Consider the following 19,541-nt stretch of genomic DNA (forward strand, 5'->3'; position numbering starts at 1 on the left):
TACTCTGTTTCCATGACCCAGCACGATGTCCACACCACCGCCCGCCTGTACCTCTGCACCGACGCCCGCAAACCACAGGGTGATTTTGAGCAGTTTGTCGATGCCGCATTCGAAGGCGGCGTGGACATCATCCAGCTGCGCGACAAGACGATTGAAGCGGCGGAAGAACTCGAACTCCTGGAGATCCTGCAATCCGTGGCCCATCGTCACGGCCGTCTCTGGGCAGTCAACGACCGCGCGGACGTAGCATCCCTCTCCGGCGCGCCGGTGTTCCATATCGGCCAAAAGGACATTCCGCTGCGCTCTGCCCGGAAATTGCTCCACGACCCCACCATCATCGGCCTCTCCACGCACACGCCGGAACAGATTGACGCCGCCATCGCCGCGTCGCCTGGCCGCAGCGGCCTGGACTACTTCTGCGTCGGGCCGGTGTGGGCCACCCCCACGAAGCCGGGACGCTCCGCCGTCGGGCTCGATCTGGTGAAGTACGCTGCCAACGCGGTGAAGCAGGCAGACGAAGAGACCGTCGGGGGCGTCGTGCTCCCCTGGTTTGCGATCGGCGGGATCGATCTCGGCAACGTGGAAGAGGTAGTTAGGGCCGGCGCCAGCCGCATCGTGGTGGTGCGGGCAATCACCGAAGCGCAGGATCCGACGGCAGCTGCCCAGGCGCTCCTGGCTGCCCTGGACGCAGCGGCGGCCTAGCGAGACGCCGCGAGATTTTGGAGTTACCCTGACTTTCGTGTCACACCAGCGGATAGCCCCGAATGTCAGCGAAACGTCGAACCAGCTTGCGGAAGCGCTGGCGGCGCTGCGGACTGAACTCGAGCTGCCCGCAGGTTATCCCGCTGAAGCGCTGCGCGACGCTGAAGCCGCGGTTTCCGGACACGCCCTGCCGGCGCAGGACTTCACGGATGTTCCATTCATCACGATCGACCCGGCTTCTTCCACGGATCTCGACCAGGCCCTCTTTATAGACAGGTCCGGCGATGGTTACAGGGTTTTCTACGCCATCTCCGATGTGCCCTCCTTTGTACCCCCGGGAGGAGCGCTCGACGCCGAGACCCGCCACCGCGGGCAAACGTACTATGCCCCGGACGGCCGCATACCGCTGCACCCCGAGATCATCAGCGAGCATGCCGGAAGCCTGTTGGCCGGCCAGACGTGCGGCGCGTTCGTGTGGGACTTCGAACTCGATGCCGAGGCAGAGTTCCGCACCGTCTCCGTGCGTCGGGCAAGCGTACGCAGCCGCGCCAAACTCAGCTACAAGGGTGTGCAGGCGGAGATCGATTCCGGAAGGGCTGATCCCATCCTGCAGCTGCTCAAGGAGGTCGGGCTCAAGCGGGTGGAACTCGAACGCCGCCGCGGCGGCGCAAGCCTGAACATGCCTGAACAGGAAATCGTCCAACTGCCCGACGGCGGGGGGTACAGGATCGTCGCAGCCCCCTCGCTGCCGGTTGAGGACTGGAACGCCCAGATTTCGCTCATGACCGGGATGGCCGCCGCCCAGCTGATGCTCGATGGCAAAGTGGGGATTTTGCGCACCATGCCGGCCCCCGATGAGCGCTCGCTGCTCCATTTCAAACGGCAAACGGGGGCGCTCGGCAAGCCCTGGACCGAGGGGACGAGCTATGGAGCGTACCTGCGGACCCTCGATGCCAAGGACCCCCGGCAACTGGCCATCCTCCATTCAGCAGGGCTGCTTTTCCGTGGTGCCGGCTACACACCCTTCGACGGCGAGGTACCGGGCAGCGTCATGCAGTCAGCCATCGGGGCACCCTATGCCCACACCACCGCGCCGTTGCGCCGGCTTGTCGATCGTTTTGTGCTGGTCATCTGCGAAGCTCTGAGTAATGGAACAGAGATCCCTGCATGGGCCCGGAATGCTTTGCCGACCCTGCCGGTGATCATGGCGTCTTCCGACCAGCTTGCCGCCAAAATGGAACGCCTGGCCTTGGACACGGTGGAGGCAGCGCTCCTGGTGAACCACATCGGACAGGAATTCGACGCCGTAGTGATTTCCGGATCGAAGCCCGCCAAGAACAACGGAAACGGTAACGGGAACAGCGCCAATGGCAACAACGGTAATGGCAATGGGAACGGAGCCCCGCACGGCCCCTACGGCATCGTCCAGATCGCCGAGCCGGCAGTCACCGCTCGTTGCGACGGCGAAATGGAGTCGGGCACTAAGGTCCGTGTGAAACTGCTGGACGCGGACATTGCAACCCGCCAAATCACCTTCGAACTGATCCCGTAGCGCACTCCGTTCGCAGGCCCGGGACCGGGATCCGGGGATTATCGCGCCCAGACGTTAGACTGAGTGAGTAGTAATGGATGCCCGGTCGTTGATTCAGTTAATTTTTTGACATCAACAAGCCCGCCCCTACGCGATCTTGAGATACACCAACTGGTCCCCAGTGCCAGTATTTAGATAGCCCGCGATCGGCTTCCACTGGATTTGCTTGCGCCCATCCGTGCTCCGGAACGGCCCTGCCACAACCGTTGAGCACGCAGCGCAGCCCAAATGAATAAGGAAAACTCCACTGTGAGTGAATTGCACACCCATGAAGTTCTGACCGACGGAACCGAAACAATCGAACCCGAGGAAACCATTTCCTCGGACGAAACACCCCACGAGATCGCAGAAAAGACCTTCGCCGACTACAACGTCCGCGCCGACATCGTTGAGTCCCTCGCCGACGCCGGAATCACCCACCCGTTCCCCATCCAGTCCATGACGCTCCCGGTCGCCCTAGGCGGTCACGACATCATCGGCCAGGCTAAGACCGGTACTGGAAAGACTCTCGGATTCGGCATTCCGGCACTGCAGCGGGTCGTCGGACCGGACGACGCCGGGCACGACAAGCTCGCTGTCCCGGGTGCACCCCAGGCCCTCGTGATTGTTCCTACTCGCGAACTCGCCGTTCAGGTGGCCAACGATCTCCAGACGGCGTCCCGGAAGCGCAACGCCCGCATCGCCACCATCTATGGCGGCCGCGCATATGAGCCCCAGATCGAAGCCCTGCAAAAGGGCGTCGAGGTTGTTGTCGGCACTCCCGGCCGTCTGATCGACCTCTACAAGCAGAAGCACCTGAACCTCAAGAACGTTCGCATGGTGATTCTCGACGAAGCAGACGAGATGCTTGACCTCGGCTTCCTTCCGGACGTCGAGACCCTGATTGCCGGCACACCCGCCGTCCGCCAGACCCTGCTCTTCTCGGCCACCATGCCTGGCCCGGTCATCGCCATGGCGCGCCGCTACATGACGCAGCCCACGCACATCCGTGCCGCCGACCCGGACGACGAAGGCCTGACCAAGCGCGACATCCGCCAGCTCATCTACCGTGCCCACAGCATGGACAAGGTCGAGGTCGTCGCCCGCATTCTGCAGGCCCGCGGCCGCGGCCGGACCATCATCTTCACCAAGACCAAGCGCACCGCAGCCAAGGTTGCCGAGGAACTCGTGGACCGCGGCTTCGCAGCCGCCGCCATCCACGGTGACCTGGGCCAGGGCGCCCGCGAGCAGGCTCTCCGCGCCTTCCGCAACAACAAGGTGGACGTCCTCGTGGCCACCGACGTCGCCGCCCGCGGCATCGACGTCGATGACGTCACGCACGTGATCAACTACCAATGCGTCGAAGACGAAAAGATCTACTTGCACCGCGTTGGCCGCACCGGCCGCGCAGGCAACAAGGGCACGGCCGTGACGTTCGTCGATTGGGACGACATGCCGCGCTGGGGCCTGATCAACAAGGCGCTGGGCCTGAGCTACCCGGAACCCGTGGAAACCTACTCGTCGTCGCCGCACCTTTTCGAGGAACTGGACATCCCCGCGGGCACCAAGGGCCGCCTGCCCCGCGACAAGCGCACCCTCGCCGGCGTCGACGCTGAGGTTCTGGAAGACCTGGGCGAGACCGGCAAGAAGAACTCCCGTTCAGGCGGCGATTCCGGGCGTGGACGCACGGGACGCGACGCCGGGCGTGATGGTGGCCGTGAAGGTGCACGCCGCGGTACCAAGTCCAGCGATGCTCCGTCCCGCGAAGGAGACGGTGAGGGCGGACGCAACCGCACCCGCCGCCGTCGTACGTCCGAAGGCGAAGCAGCCCCCGTTGAGGCAACGGCCCAGTCTGCCGAGCCGCAGTCCGGCGAGGGCTCGGACAAGCCTTCCCGCGCACGCCGTTCCCGCACCCGCCGCCGCAACGGCGAAGTGGTCTCGGCTTCGGGTGCGTCCGGCGAGAGCACCGAGGCTTAACGGCCTCAATGACTGACATTGTTTGGGCGCCGGACGGCAGCAATTTGGTGGTTCACGCGGACAACGCGGATTTCCTCCCGACGCTGCCGGACGGCGCCTTCACACTGATTTACGTGGACCCGCCCTTCAATACGGGCCGGGTCCAGAGCCGCCAGGAAACGCGCATGGTCCGCAACGCCGACGGCGACGGCGACCGCGTCGGCTTCAAGGGACGCTCCTATGACACCATCAAGGGCGCCCTGCACCGCTACGACGACGCGTTCAGCGACTACTGGTCCTTCCTGGAACCCCGGCTCGTGGAGGCCTGGCGCCTGCTCGCCGACGACGGCACCCTGTACCTGCATCTCGACTACCGCGAAGTGCACTACGCCAAAGTCATGCTGGACTCGATCTTCGGCCGCGAGTGCTTCCTGAACGAGATCATCTGGGCCTACGACTACGGCGCACGCGCCAAGAACCGCTGGCCCACCAAGCACGACAACATCCTCGTGTACGTCAAAAATCCTGCAAAGTACCACTTCGACAACGCCGAGGTCGACCGTGAGCCGTACATGGCGCCGGGCCTTGTAACGCCGGCCAAACGCGAACTTGGGAAGCTTCCCACGGACGTCTGGTGGCACACCATCGTTTCCCCGACAGGCAAGGAAAAGACCGGCTACCCGACGCAAAAGCCGGAAGGCCTGGTCCGGCGCATCGTCACGGCATCGAGCCGGCCAGGAGACTGGTGCCTCGACTTCTTCGCGGGCTCAGGAACCCTTGGTTCAGTCGCGGCGAAGCTCGAGCGCAGGTTCGTGTGCGTGGACCAGAACGCCCCGGCCATCGACGTGATGCGCAAGCGACTAGACGGCAAGGCCACCTTCTACCCCAACTGACTCGCAGTTGTTGTCGTTTTGACGCCTGTAAACGACAACAACTGCGAGTCAGTTGGGCCACGCGGGGCTTCCGTCAGCGGACCACTGAACTTCCGGTGCCCAGCTCCTCGATGCGGGCCAGCACATCGGGTGACGTCAGGTTCTCCCCGAGCAGATTGGGCTTGCCGGTTCCGTGGTAGTCGGACGATCCGGTCATGAACAACCCGTGTTCGGCAGCCATGCGCCGCAGGAACACGCGGCCTTCCTCGGGATTGTCGCGGTGCTCCACTTCCAGCCCCAGAAGGCCGGCGTCGATCATTTCCCGGTAAGTCCGCTCCCCGACCACCCGGCCGCGGGCCGAGGCCACCGGATGCGCGAAAACGGGGACACCGCCCGCCGACCGGACGAGCTCGACGGCGAGCGCCGGATCCGGTGCGTAGTGCTGCACGAAATAGCGCGAGTGCGAAGTCAGGATCGCCGTGAACGCCTCGGAGCGGCTCGCCACCGCACCGGCCGCCACGAGGGCGTCGGCGATGTGGGGCCGGCCCACAGTGGCACCCGGAGCCACATGATGGATGACATCGTCCCAGCTCAAGGGGTAGTCCTCGGCCAGGAGCGTGACCATCCGTTTAGCGCGGGTGAGCCTCGCGTCTTTCGCCTTGGTGATTTCCTCGAGCAGGCCGGGATGTGCGGGATCGTGGAGATAGCTGAGCAGATGGACGCTGATCCCCTCGCGGGTGCGGCACGAGATCTCTATCCCGGGCACGAAAGCCACTCCGAATTCGAGGGCCGCGACGGAGGCCTGCTCCCATCCGTCAGTGGAATCGTGGTCGGTCAAGGCCACAACATCCAGACCCGCAGCAGATGCGGAAGCGATCACTCCCGCGGGAGCCTCGGTCCCGTCGGAAACATTGGAGTGCGCGTGCAGGTCGATCTTCACTTTCCAAGCGTATTTGATTCGGGACGGCTTGGACCGATTCTGCGTTGGCCTAGTGTCGGCCTTGATGGGACGATGGGACGGTGAACGATGCAGAAAACACCCAAAACGGTGAAACCACAGCCTCCCAGCCCCTGGAGGAGCGCGTCAACAACCGCTCCCAGCGGCCCACGTCCGATGCCTTCAAGGCATTCATGGCCAGCAATTGGGCACCAGCGCCGCAGGTGACCCCTGCGCGTGACGCCGTCGCCGACCATGCCGCCACGCGTCGTCGGGCCATCTCCGACAAGTTCGCAGGCCTGCGCCTCGTCGTACCGGCCGGCCCGCTCAAGGTCCGCTCGAACGATTGCGACTACCGCTTCCGCCCCCACTCCGGCTTTGCCCACCTCACAGGCTTGGGCCTGGACCACGAGCCCGATGCCGTGCTGGTCCTGGAACCTGTGGAGGAGGGAACCGGCGACGACGGCGGCCACCACCTCGCGACGCTCTACTTCCGTCCGCTCGCCGGCCGGGACACTGAACAGTTCTACGCCGACTCGCGTTCCGGCGAGTTCTGGATCGGCGCGCGTCCGACGCTCGCCGAATTCGAAGCGCGCCTCGGGCTCAGGACGGCGCATCTCGACGAACTAGAGATGGCCATCACCAAGAACGTGGGTGCCCCGGAAATCGGCGGCATCTCCATCCGCCTGGTCCGCAAAGTCGACGAGAACATCGATGCCCTCGTGGATACGGCCCGCTACAACACAGCCAAGGATCCGGAGAACCTGGACCTCGGCGAGCTCGATGCCTTGGACGAACTGCTCAGCGAGGCGCTCTCCGAGTTGCGCTTGCTCAAGGACAACTGGGAAATCGAGCAGATGAAGACCGCTTTAGCGGCCACCGTCGAGGGTTTCGCAGAGGTGGTCCGCGCCCTCCCCCGCGCCATGACCCACCACCGCGGCGAACGCGTCATCGAAGGCGCCTTCTTCGCGCGTGCCCGTGAGGAAGGGAACGAGCTCGGCTACGACACCATCGCTGCCGCCGGAAACAACGCCACGGTACTGCACTGGACCCGGAACACCGGCAAGGTCAACGCCGGGGAACTCGTGCTGCTCGACGCCGGTGTGGAGGCAGATTCCCTCTACACGGCCGACGTCACGCGTACCATTCCGGCCAACGGAAAGTTCTCGGACATCCAGCGCAAGGTCTATGAAGCCGTCCTTGACGCCGCCGACGCCGGATTCGCCGCAGCGCAGCCGGGCGTGAAGTTCCGCGACATCCACACCGCCGCCACCACGGTCCTCGCCGAACGCCTTGCCGAATGGGGCCTGCTGCCGGTTTCCGTGGAAGAAGCGGTCAGCGCCGAAGGCCAGCAGCACCGCCGCTGGATGCCGCACGGCACCAGCCACCACCTTGGCCTGGACGTCCACGACTGTGCCCAGGCCAAGCGTGATCTCTACCTGGACGGCGTACTCACCGAGGGCATGGTGTTCACCATCGAACCCGGGCTCTACTTCAAGGACGAGGACCTTGCTATTCCGGAGGAATACCGCGGAATCGGCGTCCGGATCGAGGACGACATCCTGATGACGGCTGACGGTCCCGTCAACCTCAGCGCCGCCCTCCCCCGCAAGGCCGACGACGTCGAGTCCTGGATGGCGGGGATCTACCAGGACGCCGACGCGTAACCACTGAGGCAGAACGCACGAGGAGGGCTGCCGGATCTTGATGATCCGGTGGCCCTCCTCTTTTGTTAAAACACGGAGACGCCGGCTTCCGTCCACTTAATTTCGGGTTTTTTACACTGAGATTTGCCCTTTTGACCACTGAGATTGGCGAAATCCACACGGAGACGCCCCTCGGCACTTGTACCCTCCTCCTAGGCGCAGCACCGATAGTCGATCCCCCGTTTGGTGCTGTTGCCATGCTTGAGATGGCATTTTCTCCATCTTCGAATCGGCCAAAGCGAGGAGGTGAACACACATGGAGATGATCTCAGAAGATGTGCTGGAGGCGGGAGCCACCCTGGCCTGTAACAGCGGGTGCCTGTGCACCTGATCTAGCGCTCGGTTCGTTGGTGGCGAGGCTTGCGTATCGCCACCAACGAACCAAGTGAGATACCAAGGATACGAACAACACTGATTTGGGGGAACAGCGTGCGCTTGCCACTGTTCAATATTTTCGACTTTCCGAAGCACAAGCATTTCTATGAGGCGATCCATGCTGCGGGGCCAGCTGGCGCGTGGAACCTTATGAAAAAGCTAGACGCCCTCGACCGGCCCATCTACCGGGCAAACCAACCAGACTTAGACAATTTCGAGGTCTTGAAGGCCCGAGCCCTGGATTTCATGAATGCGGTCCCTGGGCTTGATGGCTTTGACCTGGAATTGCACGCCACGAGCTTTGCTGAGTACGGACCGAAGCTGCAGTTTGAATCGACTTTCATCAATCTGTGGATGAAAGACCCTGAGACCCTGTTTCGGGATGTTGTGGACGTCGATGGACGCGAGCACCTTCACGAGGCGGCATCCAGAGGTCGAGGGGTAATCGCGCTCCCGCTGCATTTGGGACCCTCATACGTTGCCATTCCCATGCTCGCTTATGAAATGCCGACGACGACTCTCTACAATCGAATGAATTTTGACGAGATCCGCGCAGCGTCCTTTCCTGACTTGGACTTCCGCGGGATCCGGCTCGGGAGTACATCGGCGATACGCTCCGCCATGGAGGCCTTGAGCGAGGGCAGGATCTTTTCCATGTTCCCTGAACTGGACCCTCGTGGAGTAGATGAGCACCATGCCCGAATTCCATTCTTGGGGACGACCATCATGGTTCCGACAGGTCCGATACTTCTGAGCTATGCTTCCGGTGCCCCTATGGTCCCACTTACGCTCAGGGGTATCGGCGACGGCCGCTTTCGCCTCAAATACCATCCTGCAATACCACCGCCGGCATCTCCAGATGACCGTCGCCGCTCCGTGCTGGCCGTTTGGGATGTCATTGAGTCGGAGCTTCTCGCCGGAGACCTTGGAGAATGGGAAATGTGGTTCGAATTTGACCGGATGCTCCCCCAGGTCTGGACCGTCGAGACATGACCGTTGTCCAACTTCCCGCCATTTCCCTCAAAAGCGTTCGTCGCCACTATCGCGACGGTGCCGGACAAGAGAAGGCTGCACTAGATATCGCTGAACTAGAGATCCGACCAGGTGAACTTGTTGCCGTCATTGGCCCATCCGGATCCGGCAAGTCAACTCTGCTCCAACTGGTCGGTGGAATCGATTCGCCGACTGCGGGGAGTATCGACGTAGCAGGACTCGAGGTCTCCGGGATGGACGAAAAACAGAGGACAATCTTCCGGCGGGAGAATATTGGATTCATTTTCCAGGCATTTCATCTTGTTCCGAGCATGACGGTGGTGGAGAACGTCGCGTTGTCATCGATTGTTTCCGGTCAAAGAGGCTCTTGTTGGCGAGCAGATGCTCTGGTTCTTCTCGATCAGCTGGGACTGTTTGAATATGCTGATAGATTTCCCGATCAGTTGTCAGGCGGGCAACGTCAGCGGGTCGCCGTAGCTCGAGCGCTCTTCGGGGGTCCCAGCGTCGTCCTCGCCGATGAACCGACGGGAAGCCTCGACTCGAGGAACAGAGATATTGTTCTCCGTCTGATTCGCGACGCGATTGGCGACGATCGTCGTACCAGCGGACTGATGGTCACCCATGATCCATATGCTGCGAGTTATGCCGACCGGATCATCGCGCTGCAGGACGGAAAGATCATTGATCAACTTGACCTGACCCTCAACGGGCCACACCGGGAGGGGAATTCTCACCATGATGAGCGCGTTCGCTCGTGGTTTGCGGCAACTTCGCTTTGATTTTCCCCGATATGGAGTCGCAGCGGTTGCGCTGGTGTTCGGCGTTGCACTCATTTTCGGCACTCTGCTCACATCGAAGAGCATCAACGACCAGCTGTCGGAAGGAGCCGGCTCGCTGTCAGGCATAGGCGACGTCGCGGTCGTGCCTGCCATTCCCGGAACCACAGTCCCGGAGAGCGCAGTAAAGGGCGTGGCGGATCTCCCTGGCGTTGCGACGGCGATCCCGACTCTGGCACGAAATTCAAGCGTCCGGCCTGCAGGAACCATCGGAACAGGCCGCCCGCTGACGGTTACGGGCTACCCCGCTACGTTCAACACTGAGCTTCAACTTATGAGGCTTGAGCTACGGGGCGGGCTCCCTACGGTAAACAAGCCTGAGGCACTGGTTCCGTCCGACGTGGCTTTGCGCTTGGGCGTGGACATAGGCGATTCGCTCGTGGTCGCGTCGAGCGACGCTACCACGCAACTGCGCGTCGTAGGCGTGTTCAATGGCAAGGTTCTTGGTCCGTTGGCGTACGACAACATTTTTGTCGACTTGTCCTACGCCCAGATGATATTCAACCAGCAGGGCCAACTATCAAGGGTTGACATCCAGCTGGCGGCCGGGAACTCCGCTGAACGCTGGCAGAGCGACTATTCGTCCAGCCTGCCTCCTCAGTTCAAAGTACAGGACACTTCTGCCCTCAATTCGACCCTCGGTCCCCTCATCGCGGTTGTTTCACTCATCTTGATGATCGCCTCCGGCACCGTACTGGGCATCTCGTTCCTCCTATCAGCGACGGCCTTCCAGTCCGTCGTGAATTCCCGCCGGCTGACTTATGGCGTCATGCGCACTGTCGGCGCCCGCGGATCCTGGCTGGCAAGCGCCGTCTTGTGTGAGGCACTGATGCTCGCGTTCGCGTGCTCGGTGGTCGGGTTGGGGCTTGGGTTTGGCGTCAGCTGGATCCTCAACCAAGTCCTTTCATCGATCGGCAACATACCTCCGGCAACCGTGGCGGTCGAACTTTGGCAAGTTCTGCTTGCCATCCTGAGCGGGGTCGCTGCGGGATGCGCCGGGGCCGCCCGGGCCATCGTGAAAGTGCTACGCCAGGCCCCTCTTACGGCCATCTCACCTGAAGTCGCGGAGCGCAGGTCTGGGCAGAGACTCCGTGCCGCTGTCGGCAGCATGCTCCTCGTATTCGGAGCCGGCAGCTACTGGCTTGACTCCGTCGTCGTGAAGCTCGCCGGATTCGTCGTATCGCTGGCCGCCGTGGGATTCCTTGCTCCGTTAATTCTCGAAGCCACCAGCAGGCTACAGATCTTCAAAGGGTGGACAGGCAAGGCCGCGGCCCAGCGTCTCCGCAAACACGCATCGCTCGACACTACGACGGCCATCATGGGCATTGTCGTCTGCCTGGGTGCGGCCCTCGTGATCGGAGTCGGATCTGTGAGGAGCGCCATGGTGGAGCAAATTGCTCGTCAATTCGGGGCCGACATTCAAATATCGTCCACAACGCCAATCACTGGGAAATTAGACGAACGCCTGGGGTCAATTCAAATGATCAACAGGGTTTCGGACACTGTTTGGGACCGCGCAGCATTGCAGTTCCAAGGGACCTCAAGCCAGGTTGCAATCCTTGCTGTAGATCCAAACAGCTATTTTGCCACAGCCCAGCTTCCATGGCGCCAGGGAAGTGACGGGACCGCGCCACTTGCCCTGGAAAAGGGAGGCGCGATCATCGTTCCTGAAGCTCTCGCCGTGAGCCGCGATATTTCCTTGGGCGATACCGTCAGATTAGACCGGGCTGGCAAGACCCTCTCACTTCGCGTTGTCGGGACGTTTGCGTCGTTGGCAACAGGGAACCAAGTGGTGATGAGTCGTGACACGGCTGCCGAGCTCGGAATCACTGGATCCAACGGCTGGAATGTAGAAGCGAAGCCGGGTGTCGACGTCACAGCGCTCCGGGACCAGATCGCCTATTCAGTTGCCGACATCCCTGGGGTCTCGGTGATCACAGCCGCCAAAATGAAGGAGCGCGCAGAATCAGAGCTCGGCTCATACGCCGGAGCTGCCTTCGGCATCGTGGTGCTTGCACTCAGCCTCGGTGCGGTCGGCGCCGCCGGCCTGTTCTCAGTCTGCGTCGCTCGTCGCGAGAAAGAGTTCGGGATGCTGCGCGCGATTGGTGCCACCCGCGGCGACATAACGAGGCTAGTCGCTGCTGACGCGATTTTGCTCGGAATTGCAGCCCTTGCAGGCGGTCTTCTCGTTGGCCAGTTGGCTGGGTGGGTCCTGACCCAGCTTGTCGCCGGAGCACTCGGCGTAACGCTGAGCCCTACTTTTACCGTCCTGGCATTCAGTGGAATCGCAATTGTCACCTTGACGGCGTTATGCCTTGCGGCGATAGGACCAAGCCGCAGGGCGGATCGAATAGAGCCGTTGGCTGCCCTGAGGGCTGAGTAATGGCCGATGGAACAGGAGCGAAGATGGGTTTTCGTCCCTTGAGATTGCGGGACAGCGTGCTGATATTCAACCGCGATTGTCGAATGCAGTTCATTTGCACCATGGAACTCAGGGTCCTTGAATTCGACGTATCCCCGTTTGTGATCGACTTGATCCCCTTGCTTGACGGGTCGAATTCCGTCGAAAGGATCGAATCGGTCCTCGAAGGAAGTGCCGGGTTCAGTCGGAAATCGCTTGAGAACGTCCTGGCCATCATGGACACCGAGCGCCTTTTTGATGCATACCCGCAGCCGGAGCATTCGAGCGCAAACAGGTTCGAACGTCAAGAGAGGCTGTTTCAGGAGTTCGCATCTACGTTTGGGCTTGCCGACTCGCCATTTGAGTTGCAGGAGAAACTCAATACTTCAAAAGTGGTGGTCGTGGGAGTCGGCGGGACCGGGACAGTGCTTTTGCAATCCCTCGTCGCGGCAGGTATCGGCAGAATTGAGATTTTCGATCCGGACATTGTAGAACTCACAAACCTGAATCGACAGGTCCTATACCAGCCCGGCGATCTAGGCCTGGCTAAGGTGGATGCCGCGGCCCTACGGTTCAAGTCGATCAACGAGAACATTCAAGTCATCACGAACCGTTTTCGAGTAGTTGCCGCGGCTGACCTCAAATCGGCGTTGAAAGACGCGAGCCTCGTGATCGGATGCGCGGATGAGCCGGACGTCGTCGTCATCTCGGATTTCATCGCTGAAGCCGCGACGGAAGCGTGCGTTCCCCACATCATTGGTGGCGCGTACGGCGGAAACCTAGGCGTGCCAGGCACCAGCATCATCCCTGGACAGACAGTGTGCTGGCAATGCATCCGTTCACAGACCATGAACGATCACAAACGCTCCGACTTCCTTCCGCTCAAGGGTAGAACGAGGAGCGGGGGAAGCATCGCGGCGATTTCGGGATTGGTGGCGAATCTGACGGCGTGGGAGGCCACGCGGATCCTGCTCGGGTTGCCGCTTGCGCTGTCCGGGCAGGTGCGGGAACTCGACCTATTCACCTTGGACTGGCGCGTCCGAAAGCTCGCAGGCCTTCCAGATTGCAGGTGTGCGGCCCAACAATAGCTACTGCTTGGCCGGATCCTCACCGTTGGCGGCTTGCTCGCCGGTTCCGGGTTCATTCACCCGCACACCGTACTGCGGACGGCCGTCGGGAAGATCCGGGTAGCGGACGCCGGCGGTCGGGCGCGCGGCCGCGGCTGGGGCCGGGGCATCCGCAACAGGTTGGGCGGGCTCGCCGGCCGTGCCCTGTCCGCCTTCGGGTCCGCGCTGGCCATAGGGGTCCTGCCACGACGCCGGACGTTCCGGGCCCGGGCCTTGGGGTGCACCTGGATGGACCGGCGGGTTCCGGTAGTCCTGCGGCGTGTATGCCTGCGGCGGCCGGCCGAAGGCTGCCTCTGAAGGGTTCATCGGCAACTGGTGGAGGAGACGGCGGGCTTCGTTGGCTGCCTCAAGCGCGACAATCACGTCATAGTTGGTCGCCACTACCTGGCTGGTGGAGGTGAAGTCCCGCTTCCCGCGCTGAGCAGCGTAGGTGACGATCCCGAAGAGCATGAAGAATGCCGCACCCATGAGGACCGAGGTCACAATCGAGAAGGGTCCCCCGGCAGGGGTAAAGAACGAAAGCATGACGCCCACGAACAGGCCGAACCACATACCGCTCAGGGCCCCGGACAAAGCGACCCGCGGGTAGCTGAGCCGTCCCGTTACCCGCTCCACCATTTTGAGGTCGTTTCCGACAATGGAGACATGCTGGACGGGGAACTGCTGGTCGGCAAGATAATCCACCGCCTTCTGGGCATCGAGATAGGAAGTGTAAGAGCCCACGGTGTCGCCCTTGGGGACGCTGCGGGATTCCTCCGTGGCCTTAGGGGCACCGAAAATGTTCGCCATACCCCCATTCTGTCCCATACACATGTGAACCGGCTGAAATTCAGCTAAAAGAGAGCAGACTCGGTAGCCTGTAAGGGTGAGCACAAATCCTTCACGCATCTTTGTTGCGCGCTTGCTCGGCCTCGACGTTTTCGACCCCCTCGGCGATCGCCTGGGCCGGCTGCGTGACGTCGTGGTGCTCTCGCGCGGCCTGCGCGGGGCCCCGCATGCAGTGGGTATCGTCGTCGAAGTCCCCGGCAAGAAGCGCGTCTTCGTTCCCATGACCAGGCTGACGTCCATGGACCAGAGCCAGATCATCTGCACCGGACTGGTAAATCTGCGCCGATTCCAGCAACGCGGTGCCGAGCAGCTGGTGGTCGGCGAGCTGTTTGACCGCAAGGTGACCCTCAAGGACGGCAGCGGCGACGCCATTATCGAAGACATCGCTATGGACCAGCAGCGCAACGGTGACTGGCTGGTATCCAAGCTTTTCATTCGACGCGGCACGTCTACCTCCAGGCTCCGGGGGCTGCGCCGCGGTCACACCCTCCTGGTGGACTGGGCGGACACGCTGCAGGGTTCCGAGAACGATCCCCAGGGTGCCAGCCATTTCGTTGCCACCCACGAGGACCTCAAACCGGCCGATTTTGCCGACGCACTCCAGGAGATGTCGGACAAGCGACGGATCGAAGTGGCCAGCGAGCTCCAGGACGAACGCCTCGCCGACGTGCTCCAGGAATTGCCGGAAGAGGACCAAGTGACGCTCCTGTCCGCCCTGGACAACGAACGCGCAGCCGACGTACTGGAAGAGATGGACCCGGACGACGCGGCAGACCTGTTGGCAGACCTTCCTTCCGCGAAGGCCGAGGAACTGCTGCTCCTGATGGAGCCCGACGAGGCCGACGACGTGCGCCGGCTCCTGCAGTATGACGAAGACACTGCCGGCGGCCTCATGACCCCGGTTCCCGTCATCCTTCCCCCCGAAGCCACCGTCGCTGAGGCTCTGGCCCACGTGCGCAGCGAGGAACTCTCCCCCGCCCTGGCCTCTGCCATCTTTATCTGCCGCCCGCCGCTGGAGACCCCCACGGGACGCTTCCTCGGCGTCGTGCATATCCAGCAATTGCTCCGCAGCGCCCCGCCTGAACAACTGGGCAGCATCGTGGACAAGAACCTGGAGCCGGTTTCCGATCACGCCAGCGTCAGCGAGGTCAGCCACACCATGGCCTCCTACAACCTAAACTCCCTCCCGGTCGTGAATAGCGCCGGTCGCCTCGTAGGGGCGGTGACTGTTGACGACCTCTTGGACCATTTGCTCCCGGACGACTGGCGAACCCACGAAGACGGAGCCCCGATCAGGAAACTAGGAGGCCGAATTGGCTGAGAAGCCCACCAGCGGAGGACTTGACACCCCGCTCGAGCTACGTTCCCGCATGCTGCCGAACTTCGGCAGCGATCCCGATGCCTTCGGCCGATTTGCCGAGCGCTTCGCCCGCTACATGGGTACGGCGAATTTCCTGTTTTATATGACGATCTTCGTGATCGTCTGGATTGCGTTCAACGTTATTGGCTTGTTCGGCTTCCAGTGGGATCCGTACCCGTTCATCCTCCTGAATCTTTTCTTCTCCACGCAGGCCTCCTACGCCGCACCCCTGATCCTGTTGGCCCAGAACCGCCAGGACGACAGGGACCGCGTGACAATCGAGCAGGACCGCGCCCGAGACGAGCGCAATCTGGCCGACACCGAATACCTGACCCGCGAGGTCGCGGCTCTTCGCATCGCCTTGCGCGAGGTCGCTACCAGGGACTACGTGCGTGCAGAACTCCGCTCGCTGCTGTCGGATCTTCTCGAAGCGCAGGAGGAATTGGGTCCGAACAATTCCGGCGGCTCCAGCAACGGCGAGAAAGCCAAAGACAAGATCAAGGACAAGCGCAATAAACAGCGCAATCCCCCCACGCAACAAATCCCCAAGGTCCATCCGGCGCATTCCAGCGCTGACCAACCTGCCCCCGACCTCTCGGCCGTCGGCTCGCCGGCGCCACACTCAGGTCCTCCCGCCCAGCCCGAAAGCTGAACATCCACCCCATGAGCACACCATCCGTCGAGGCTCTCAACGCTGCCTTGGCAACCGTCATCGATCCCGAACTCCGCCGGCCCATCACTGAGTTGGGGATGCTGGATTCGGTAGAGGCCAGTCCGGACGGAACCGTCCGGGTTGTGGTGCTGCTGACCATCGCCGGCTGCCCCCTGCGTGAGACGATCACGGCGGACGCCACGGCTGCCCTTAAGAGGGTTCCGGGCGTGACGGGCGTCGAAGTCGAGCTCAAGGTCATGACACAAGCGCAGCGCGACGCACTCAAGGAACAGTTGAGAGGCGCAGGGGGGCAACGCGGAATCCCCTTCAACGAACCGGGCTCCCTGACGAAAGTCTTTGCCGTGGCCAGCGGCAAGGGCGGTGTGGGAAAGTCCTCGGTGACGGTCAACCTTGCGTGCGCCCTTGCGGCACAGGGGCTGCGCGTGGGAATCGTCGACGCCGACGTCCACGGCTTCTCCGTCCCGGCGCTCATGGGAATCACGCAGCAGCCCACACGGGTGGACGACATGATCCTCCCGCCCGTGGCCTTCGGCGTTAAAGTGATCTCCATTGGCATGTTTGTTTCCGGGAACAAGGCGGTGGCCTGGCGGGGACCCATGCTGCACCGTGCCCTGGAGCAATTCCTCACGGATGTCTATTTCGGCGATCTGGATGCCCTGTTCCTGGATCTTCCGCCAGGCACGGGCGATATCGCCATCTCGGTGGCACAGTTGCTTCCCAACGCGGAAATCCTCGTGGTGACCACCCCGCAGGCCGCAGCGGCGGATGTTGCCGAGAGAGCCGGAACCATCGCAACGCAGACCGGCCAGAAGCTTGCCGGAGTCGTCGAGAACATGTCCTTCCTCGAAATGCCCGACGGCGGCAGGATGGAATTGTTCGGAAGCGGCGGCGGGCGGGTGCTGGCTGAGCGGTTGAGCGCCGCCGTCGGGACCGACGTTCCGCTGTTGGGACAGATCCCCTTGGACATCCGTCTGCGCGAAGGCGGAGACGCGGGCCGTCCCTTGGTGTTGACGGCTCCGGAGACGGCCGCCGCACAGGCACTTCAGGGCATCGCCGGAAAGCTCAACGCCAAGCCGCGCGGCCTCGCCGGAATGTCCCTCGGGATCCAGCCGAAATAGCTTTTTAGGTGGCCTCGGCGTCGAAGGGCGCCTTTTCACCAATGGAAAGCCGTTCAACAACGCGCTCGGGAACCTTCGTGGGGGTGTCCACGGCGGCCACGGCGACAGGCGCACCGTCGCTGACAGGCTTCGTGTCGTCGTCGAGCAGTGCTTCCTTGATGATCCGGCGCGGATCGTACTGGCGCGGGTCATACTTCTTCCAGTCGACTTCATCGATGTCGATGCCGACTTCTTCCTTGATCTGCTCGCGGGCACCGGACGCCATGCGCCGCAGCTCCTTGACCAGGTTCGTCAGCTTCCGCGTGTATTCAGGCAAACGGCTGGGGCCGATCACGATGACGCCGATGATCAGCAGGATGAGAAACTCCGAGCCATTGATTCCAAACACGTATCGAAGATTACCTTGTCCGTTGGTCCGCTCAGAAACCTGCGAGGCCCGCCAGGGCATGGAGTCCCCGTTGCAGCCGTTCGTTCCAGGTCTCGGCGCTGTTCTCGGCGGGCCGGGCCACCACCAGCGAATCGCCCGCCTTCACGAGCTCAGGAACGGCTCCCGCAGCCTGATTGGCAGGCATGTCGGAGGAATATCGCAGCACGGCCACCGGCGAGGAATAGACGGCCTGCCACGGGGCCCCTTGGGTGATGGACAGTTGGGTTCCTGAAGTGCCGGTGCCCTCCAAGTGCTGCTCCACGAGGGTGGCCTGGTGGTCACCGTCGCTGAGGTGCAGCTCGACGGCGGGATGCCCGTCCTGCATCAAGGCCCGGGCGGAAACCACGTGGTATCCCATGCTCGCCATTTCGGGACATGCCCAGCCGTCTCGCCGCAGTTCGGACAACTGCTGCTCGCTCAGGCTCACCGTCCCGGCCACGCTCGCGGGCAGACTCAACTGCGCACCAGTCACGGGAAGCTGCTCTCCGACGTTTGCGGGCACGGTTGAACTGACCAGCGTCCGGACTTCCTGCTCTCCGCGGTTGGAGGCCTGCGGCGTAACTTCACCGCCGACCGCGTAGGCTGCAACCGCCAGGATTCCGGCGCTCACGGCGAGTCCGCCGGCCGCGGCGCTGGCAAGCCGGATACCGTGCCACACGCTTCGCTGGGGCACAGGGCGCGCAGGAAAATCGGATTGCGCCAACCGCTGGGTGTGTTCGATCAGCCTGTTGGTGAAATCCTGGCTCGCCTCCGGAACCGCGGCACGGCGAAGCCGTTCCAGGTACTGGCGCTCCCGCAGGACCGCGGCGTGGCATTCAGAGCATTCCTGCAGGTGCCCCGGGGCGCGGCTGTGCCGGATACTTCCCCGGGGCAAACCACCGCGTCGTCCTTTCAGCAGACCCATCGGCGACTAAAGGAGACCGGCGATGCGCGGCATCTTGAGCCGCGGCTTGCGGGCTTGGACGGGCCGCGGATCCCTATGCGCCAGCTTTTCACGAAGCATTGTCCGTCCGCGGTGGATGCGGGACCTGACGGTTCCGAGCTTCACGTCAAGTGCTTCGGCAACTTCGTCGTACGAAAGGCCTTCCAGATCGCAAAGCACGACGGCGGCGCGGAAGTCCGGGGGGAGTTCTTCCAGGGCGCGCTGGACGTCGAGATCGAGGTTGTTCAGCTCGAAGCTCTGCTCGGGCCCGGGTTCATGCCCCGGCAACCGGGATTCGGCGTCTTCGGCCAAGGCATCGAAGCGTATGCGGCTCTTCCGACGCGCCGTATCAAGGAAGAGGTTGGTGGTGATGCGGTGCAGCCAGCCGTCGAGTGTGCCTGGCTTGAAGTTTTCGAGCGAACGGAAGACCCTGACGAAGACTTCCTGGGTGAGGTCTTCGGCGTCGAACTTGTTTCCAGTGAGCCGGTAGGCAAGGCGGAAGACCTTGGCGGAGTGGTTCTCCACCACTTCTTCCCAACTTGGCCTGACCCACTCTTCGGCCGGAGGGGCCGTGTCGGTGGAACCCAGGACTGCTGCCGTTGTCTGGACTGGCGCAGCACTTGATGCCCGCATCGTCCGCTCCCCTCAAACTGTTTGTCATCCTGCCGGTCACTCAGGAGTTCGTTGCCGGCCCTCGCTTGGATGGCTGGATATACATCATCCCAGTCTTGCCTGAGA

General features: G+C 62.5%; 17 protein-coding genes. 12 read left to right on the plus strand and 5 right to left on the minus strand.

Annotated features, from left to right (window positions below; all coding sequences use genetic code 11):
• Positions 1-12: 12 nt before the first annotated feature.
• From thiE to ACSKT0_RS17570, 4 genes are all read left to right on the plus strand, one after another.
• On the plus strand, positions 13-702 hold the full coding sequence (gene thiE / locus ACSKT0_RS17555; protein ID WP_437770898.1) for a thiamine phosphate synthase: 690 nt from the start codon (positions 13-15) through the stop codon (positions 700-702).
• Between the two features lie 37 nt (positions 703-739).
• Positions 740-2,254 carry an RNB domain-containing ribonuclease gene (locus ACSKT0_RS17560; RefSeq protein WP_437770899.1) on the plus strand — a complete coding sequence of 505 codons (1,515 nt, stop codon included), beginning with the start codon at positions 740-742 and terminating at the stop codon, positions 2,252-2,254.
• 288 nt (positions 2,255-2,542) lie between these two features.
• Positions 2,543-4,249, plus strand: a complete 1,707-nt coding sequence (locus ACSKT0_RS17565) for a DEAD/DEAH box helicase (protein WP_437770900.1) — start codon at positions 2,543-2,545, stop codon at positions 4,247-4,249.
• Positions 4,250-4,257: 8 nt separating this feature from the next.
• Positions 4,258-5,121, plus strand: a complete 864-nt coding sequence (locus tag ACSKT0_RS17570) for a DNA-methyltransferase (protein WP_437770901.1) — start codon at positions 4,258-4,260, stop codon at positions 5,119-5,121.
• Positions 5,122-5,194: 73 nt separating this feature from the next.
• On the opposite strand, the gene ACSKT0_RS17575 is transcribed toward ACSKT0_RS17570, so the two are convergent.
• Positions 5,195-6,040 carry a PHP domain-containing protein gene (locus ACSKT0_RS17575; RefSeq protein WP_437770902.1) on the minus strand — a complete coding sequence of 282 codons (846 nt, stop codon included), beginning with the start codon at positions 6,038-6,040 and terminating at the stop codon, positions 5,195-5,197.
• A gap of 80 nt (positions 6,041-6,120) precedes the next feature.
• On the opposite strand from ACSKT0_RS17575, the gene ACSKT0_RS17580 reads away from it, so the two are divergent.
• From ACSKT0_RS17580 to ACSKT0_RS17600, 5 genes are all read left to right on the plus strand, one after another.
• Entirely contained in the window at positions 6,121-7,704 is a 1,584-nt protein-coding gene (locus tag ACSKT0_RS17580) for an aminopeptidase P family protein (protein WP_437770903.1), read from the plus strand.
• 399 nt (positions 7,705-8,103) lie between these two features.
• Positions 8,104-9,111, plus strand: coding sequence for a lysophospholipid acyltransferase family protein (locus ACSKT0_RS17585; protein WP_437770904.1), 1,008 nt, complete (start codon positions 8,104-8,106; stop codon positions 9,109-9,111).
• On the plus strand, positions 9,108-9,890 hold the full coding sequence (locus tag ACSKT0_RS17590) for an ABC transporter ATP-binding protein (RefSeq protein WP_437770905.1): 783 nt from the start codon (positions 9,108-9,110) through the stop codon (positions 9,888-9,890). Before ACSKT0_RS17585 ends, ACSKT0_RS17590 begins: the two co-directional genes overlap by 4 nt.
• Positions 9,850-12,330: an FtsX-like permease family protein gene (locus tag ACSKT0_RS17595; protein ID WP_437770906.1), complete on the plus strand. Its 2,481-nt coding sequence runs from the start codon at positions 9,850-9,852 to the stop codon at positions 12,328-12,330. Before ACSKT0_RS17590 ends, ACSKT0_RS17595 begins: the two co-directional genes overlap by 41 nt.
• 254 nt (positions 12,331-12,584) lie before the next feature.
• Positions 12,585-13,436 carry a HesA/MoeB/ThiF family protein gene (locus ACSKT0_RS17600; RefSeq protein ID WP_437770907.1) on the plus strand — a complete coding sequence of 284 codons (852 nt, stop codon included), beginning with the start codon at positions 12,585-12,587 and terminating at the stop codon, positions 13,434-13,436.
• On the opposite strand, the gene ACSKT0_RS17605 is transcribed toward ACSKT0_RS17600, so the two are convergent.
• Positions 13,437-14,264, minus strand: coding sequence for a general stress protein (locus ACSKT0_RS17605; RefSeq protein WP_437770908.1), 828 nt, complete (start codon positions 14,262-14,264; stop codon positions 13,437-13,439).
• Positions 14,265-14,340: 76 nt separating this feature from the next.
• Between ACSKT0_RS17605 and ACSKT0_RS17610 the strand changes: the two genes are divergently transcribed.
• From ACSKT0_RS17610 to ACSKT0_RS17620, 3 genes are read left to right on the plus strand one after another with little or no spacing between them, the layout of a single operon-like run.
• Positions 14,341-15,624: a magnesium transporter MgtE N-terminal domain-containing protein gene (locus ACSKT0_RS17610; protein ID WP_236812034.1), complete on the plus strand. Its 1,284-nt coding sequence runs from the start codon at positions 14,341-14,343 to the stop codon at positions 15,622-15,624.
• Between the two features lie 49 nt (positions 15,625-15,673).
• Positions 15,674-16,315, plus strand: a complete 642-nt coding sequence (locus ACSKT0_RS17615) for a DUF1003 domain-containing protein (protein WP_437774070.1) — start codon at positions 15,674-15,676, stop codon at positions 16,313-16,315.
• 11 nt (positions 16,316-16,326) lie between these two features.
• Complete coding sequence (locus tag ACSKT0_RS17620; protein ID WP_437770909.1) at positions 16,327-17,454, plus strand: Mrp/NBP35 family ATP-binding protein; 1,128 nt, start codon at positions 16,327-16,329, stop codon at positions 17,452-17,454.
• Between the two features lie 4 nt (positions 17,455-17,458).
• Here ACSKT0_RS17620 and ACSKT0_RS17625 read toward each other — a convergent pair whose 3' ends face one another.
• From ACSKT0_RS17625 to sigE, 3 genes are read right to left on the minus strand one after another with little or no spacing between them, the layout of a single operon-like run.
• Positions 17,459-17,842 carry a twin-arginine translocase TatA/TatE family subunit gene (locus ACSKT0_RS17625; protein WP_345449128.1) on the minus strand — a complete coding sequence of 128 codons (384 nt, stop codon included), beginning with the start codon at positions 17,840-17,842 and terminating at the stop codon, positions 17,459-17,461.
• A gap of 31 nt (positions 17,843-17,873) precedes the next feature.
• Positions 17,874-18,755, minus strand: a complete 882-nt coding sequence (locus tag ACSKT0_RS17630; RefSeq protein ID WP_437770910.1) for a hypothetical protein — start codon at positions 18,753-18,755, stop codon at positions 17,874-17,876.
• 36 nt (positions 18,756-18,791) lie between these two features.
• The gene (gene sigE, locus ACSKT0_RS17635; RefSeq protein WP_437770911.1) at positions 18,792-19,436 is read right to left on the minus strand and encodes an RNA polymerase sigma factor SigE; all 645 of its coding nucleotides are present in this window, start codon (positions 19,434-19,436) and stop codon (positions 18,792-18,794) included.
• Positions 19,437-19,541 lie beyond the last annotated feature (105 nt).

Source organism: Arthrobacter sp. KNU40, from assembly GCF_051515115.1.
Lineage (GTDB): Bacteria > Actinomycetota > Actinomycetes > Actinomycetales > Micrococcaceae > Arthrobacter.

Bases quoted from the DNA above. Each gene is read 5' to 3' on its own strand.
- thiE (WP_437770898.1), top strand. From the start codon at position 13: ATGACCCAGCACGATGTCCACACCACCGCCCGCCTGTACCTCTGCACC.
- ACSKT0_RS17570 (WP_437770901.1), top strand. From the start codon at position 4,258: ATGACTGACATTGTTTGGGCGCCGGACGGCAGCAATTTGGTGGTTCAC.
- ACSKT0_RS17590 (WP_437770905.1), top strand. From the start codon at position 9,108: ATGACCGTTGTCCAACTTCCCGCCATTTCCCTCAAAAGCGTTCGTCGC.
- ACSKT0_RS17595 (WP_437770906.1), top strand. From the start codon at position 9,850: ATGAGCGCGTTCGCTCGTGGTTTGCGGCAACTTCGCTTTGATTTTCCC.
- ACSKT0_RS17600 (WP_437770907.1), top strand. From the start codon at position 12,585: ATGGACACCGAGCGCCTTTTTGATGCATACCCGCAGCCGGAGCATTCG.
- ACSKT0_RS17605 (WP_437770908.1), bottom strand. From the start codon at position 14,264: ATGGCGAACATTTTCGGTGCCCCTAAGGCCACGGAGGAATCCCGCAGC.
- ACSKT0_RS17615 (WP_437774070.1), top strand. From the start codon at position 15,674: ATGCTGCCGAACTTCGGCAGCGATCCCGATGCCTTCGGCCGATTTGCC.
- ACSKT0_RS17620 (WP_437770909.1), top strand. From the start codon at position 16,327: ATGAGCACACCATCCGTCGAGGCTCTCAACGCTGCCTTGGCAACCGTC.
- sigE (WP_437770911.1), bottom strand. From the start codon at position 19,436: ATGCGGGCATCAAGTGCTGCGCCAGTCCAGACAACGGCAGCAGTCCTG.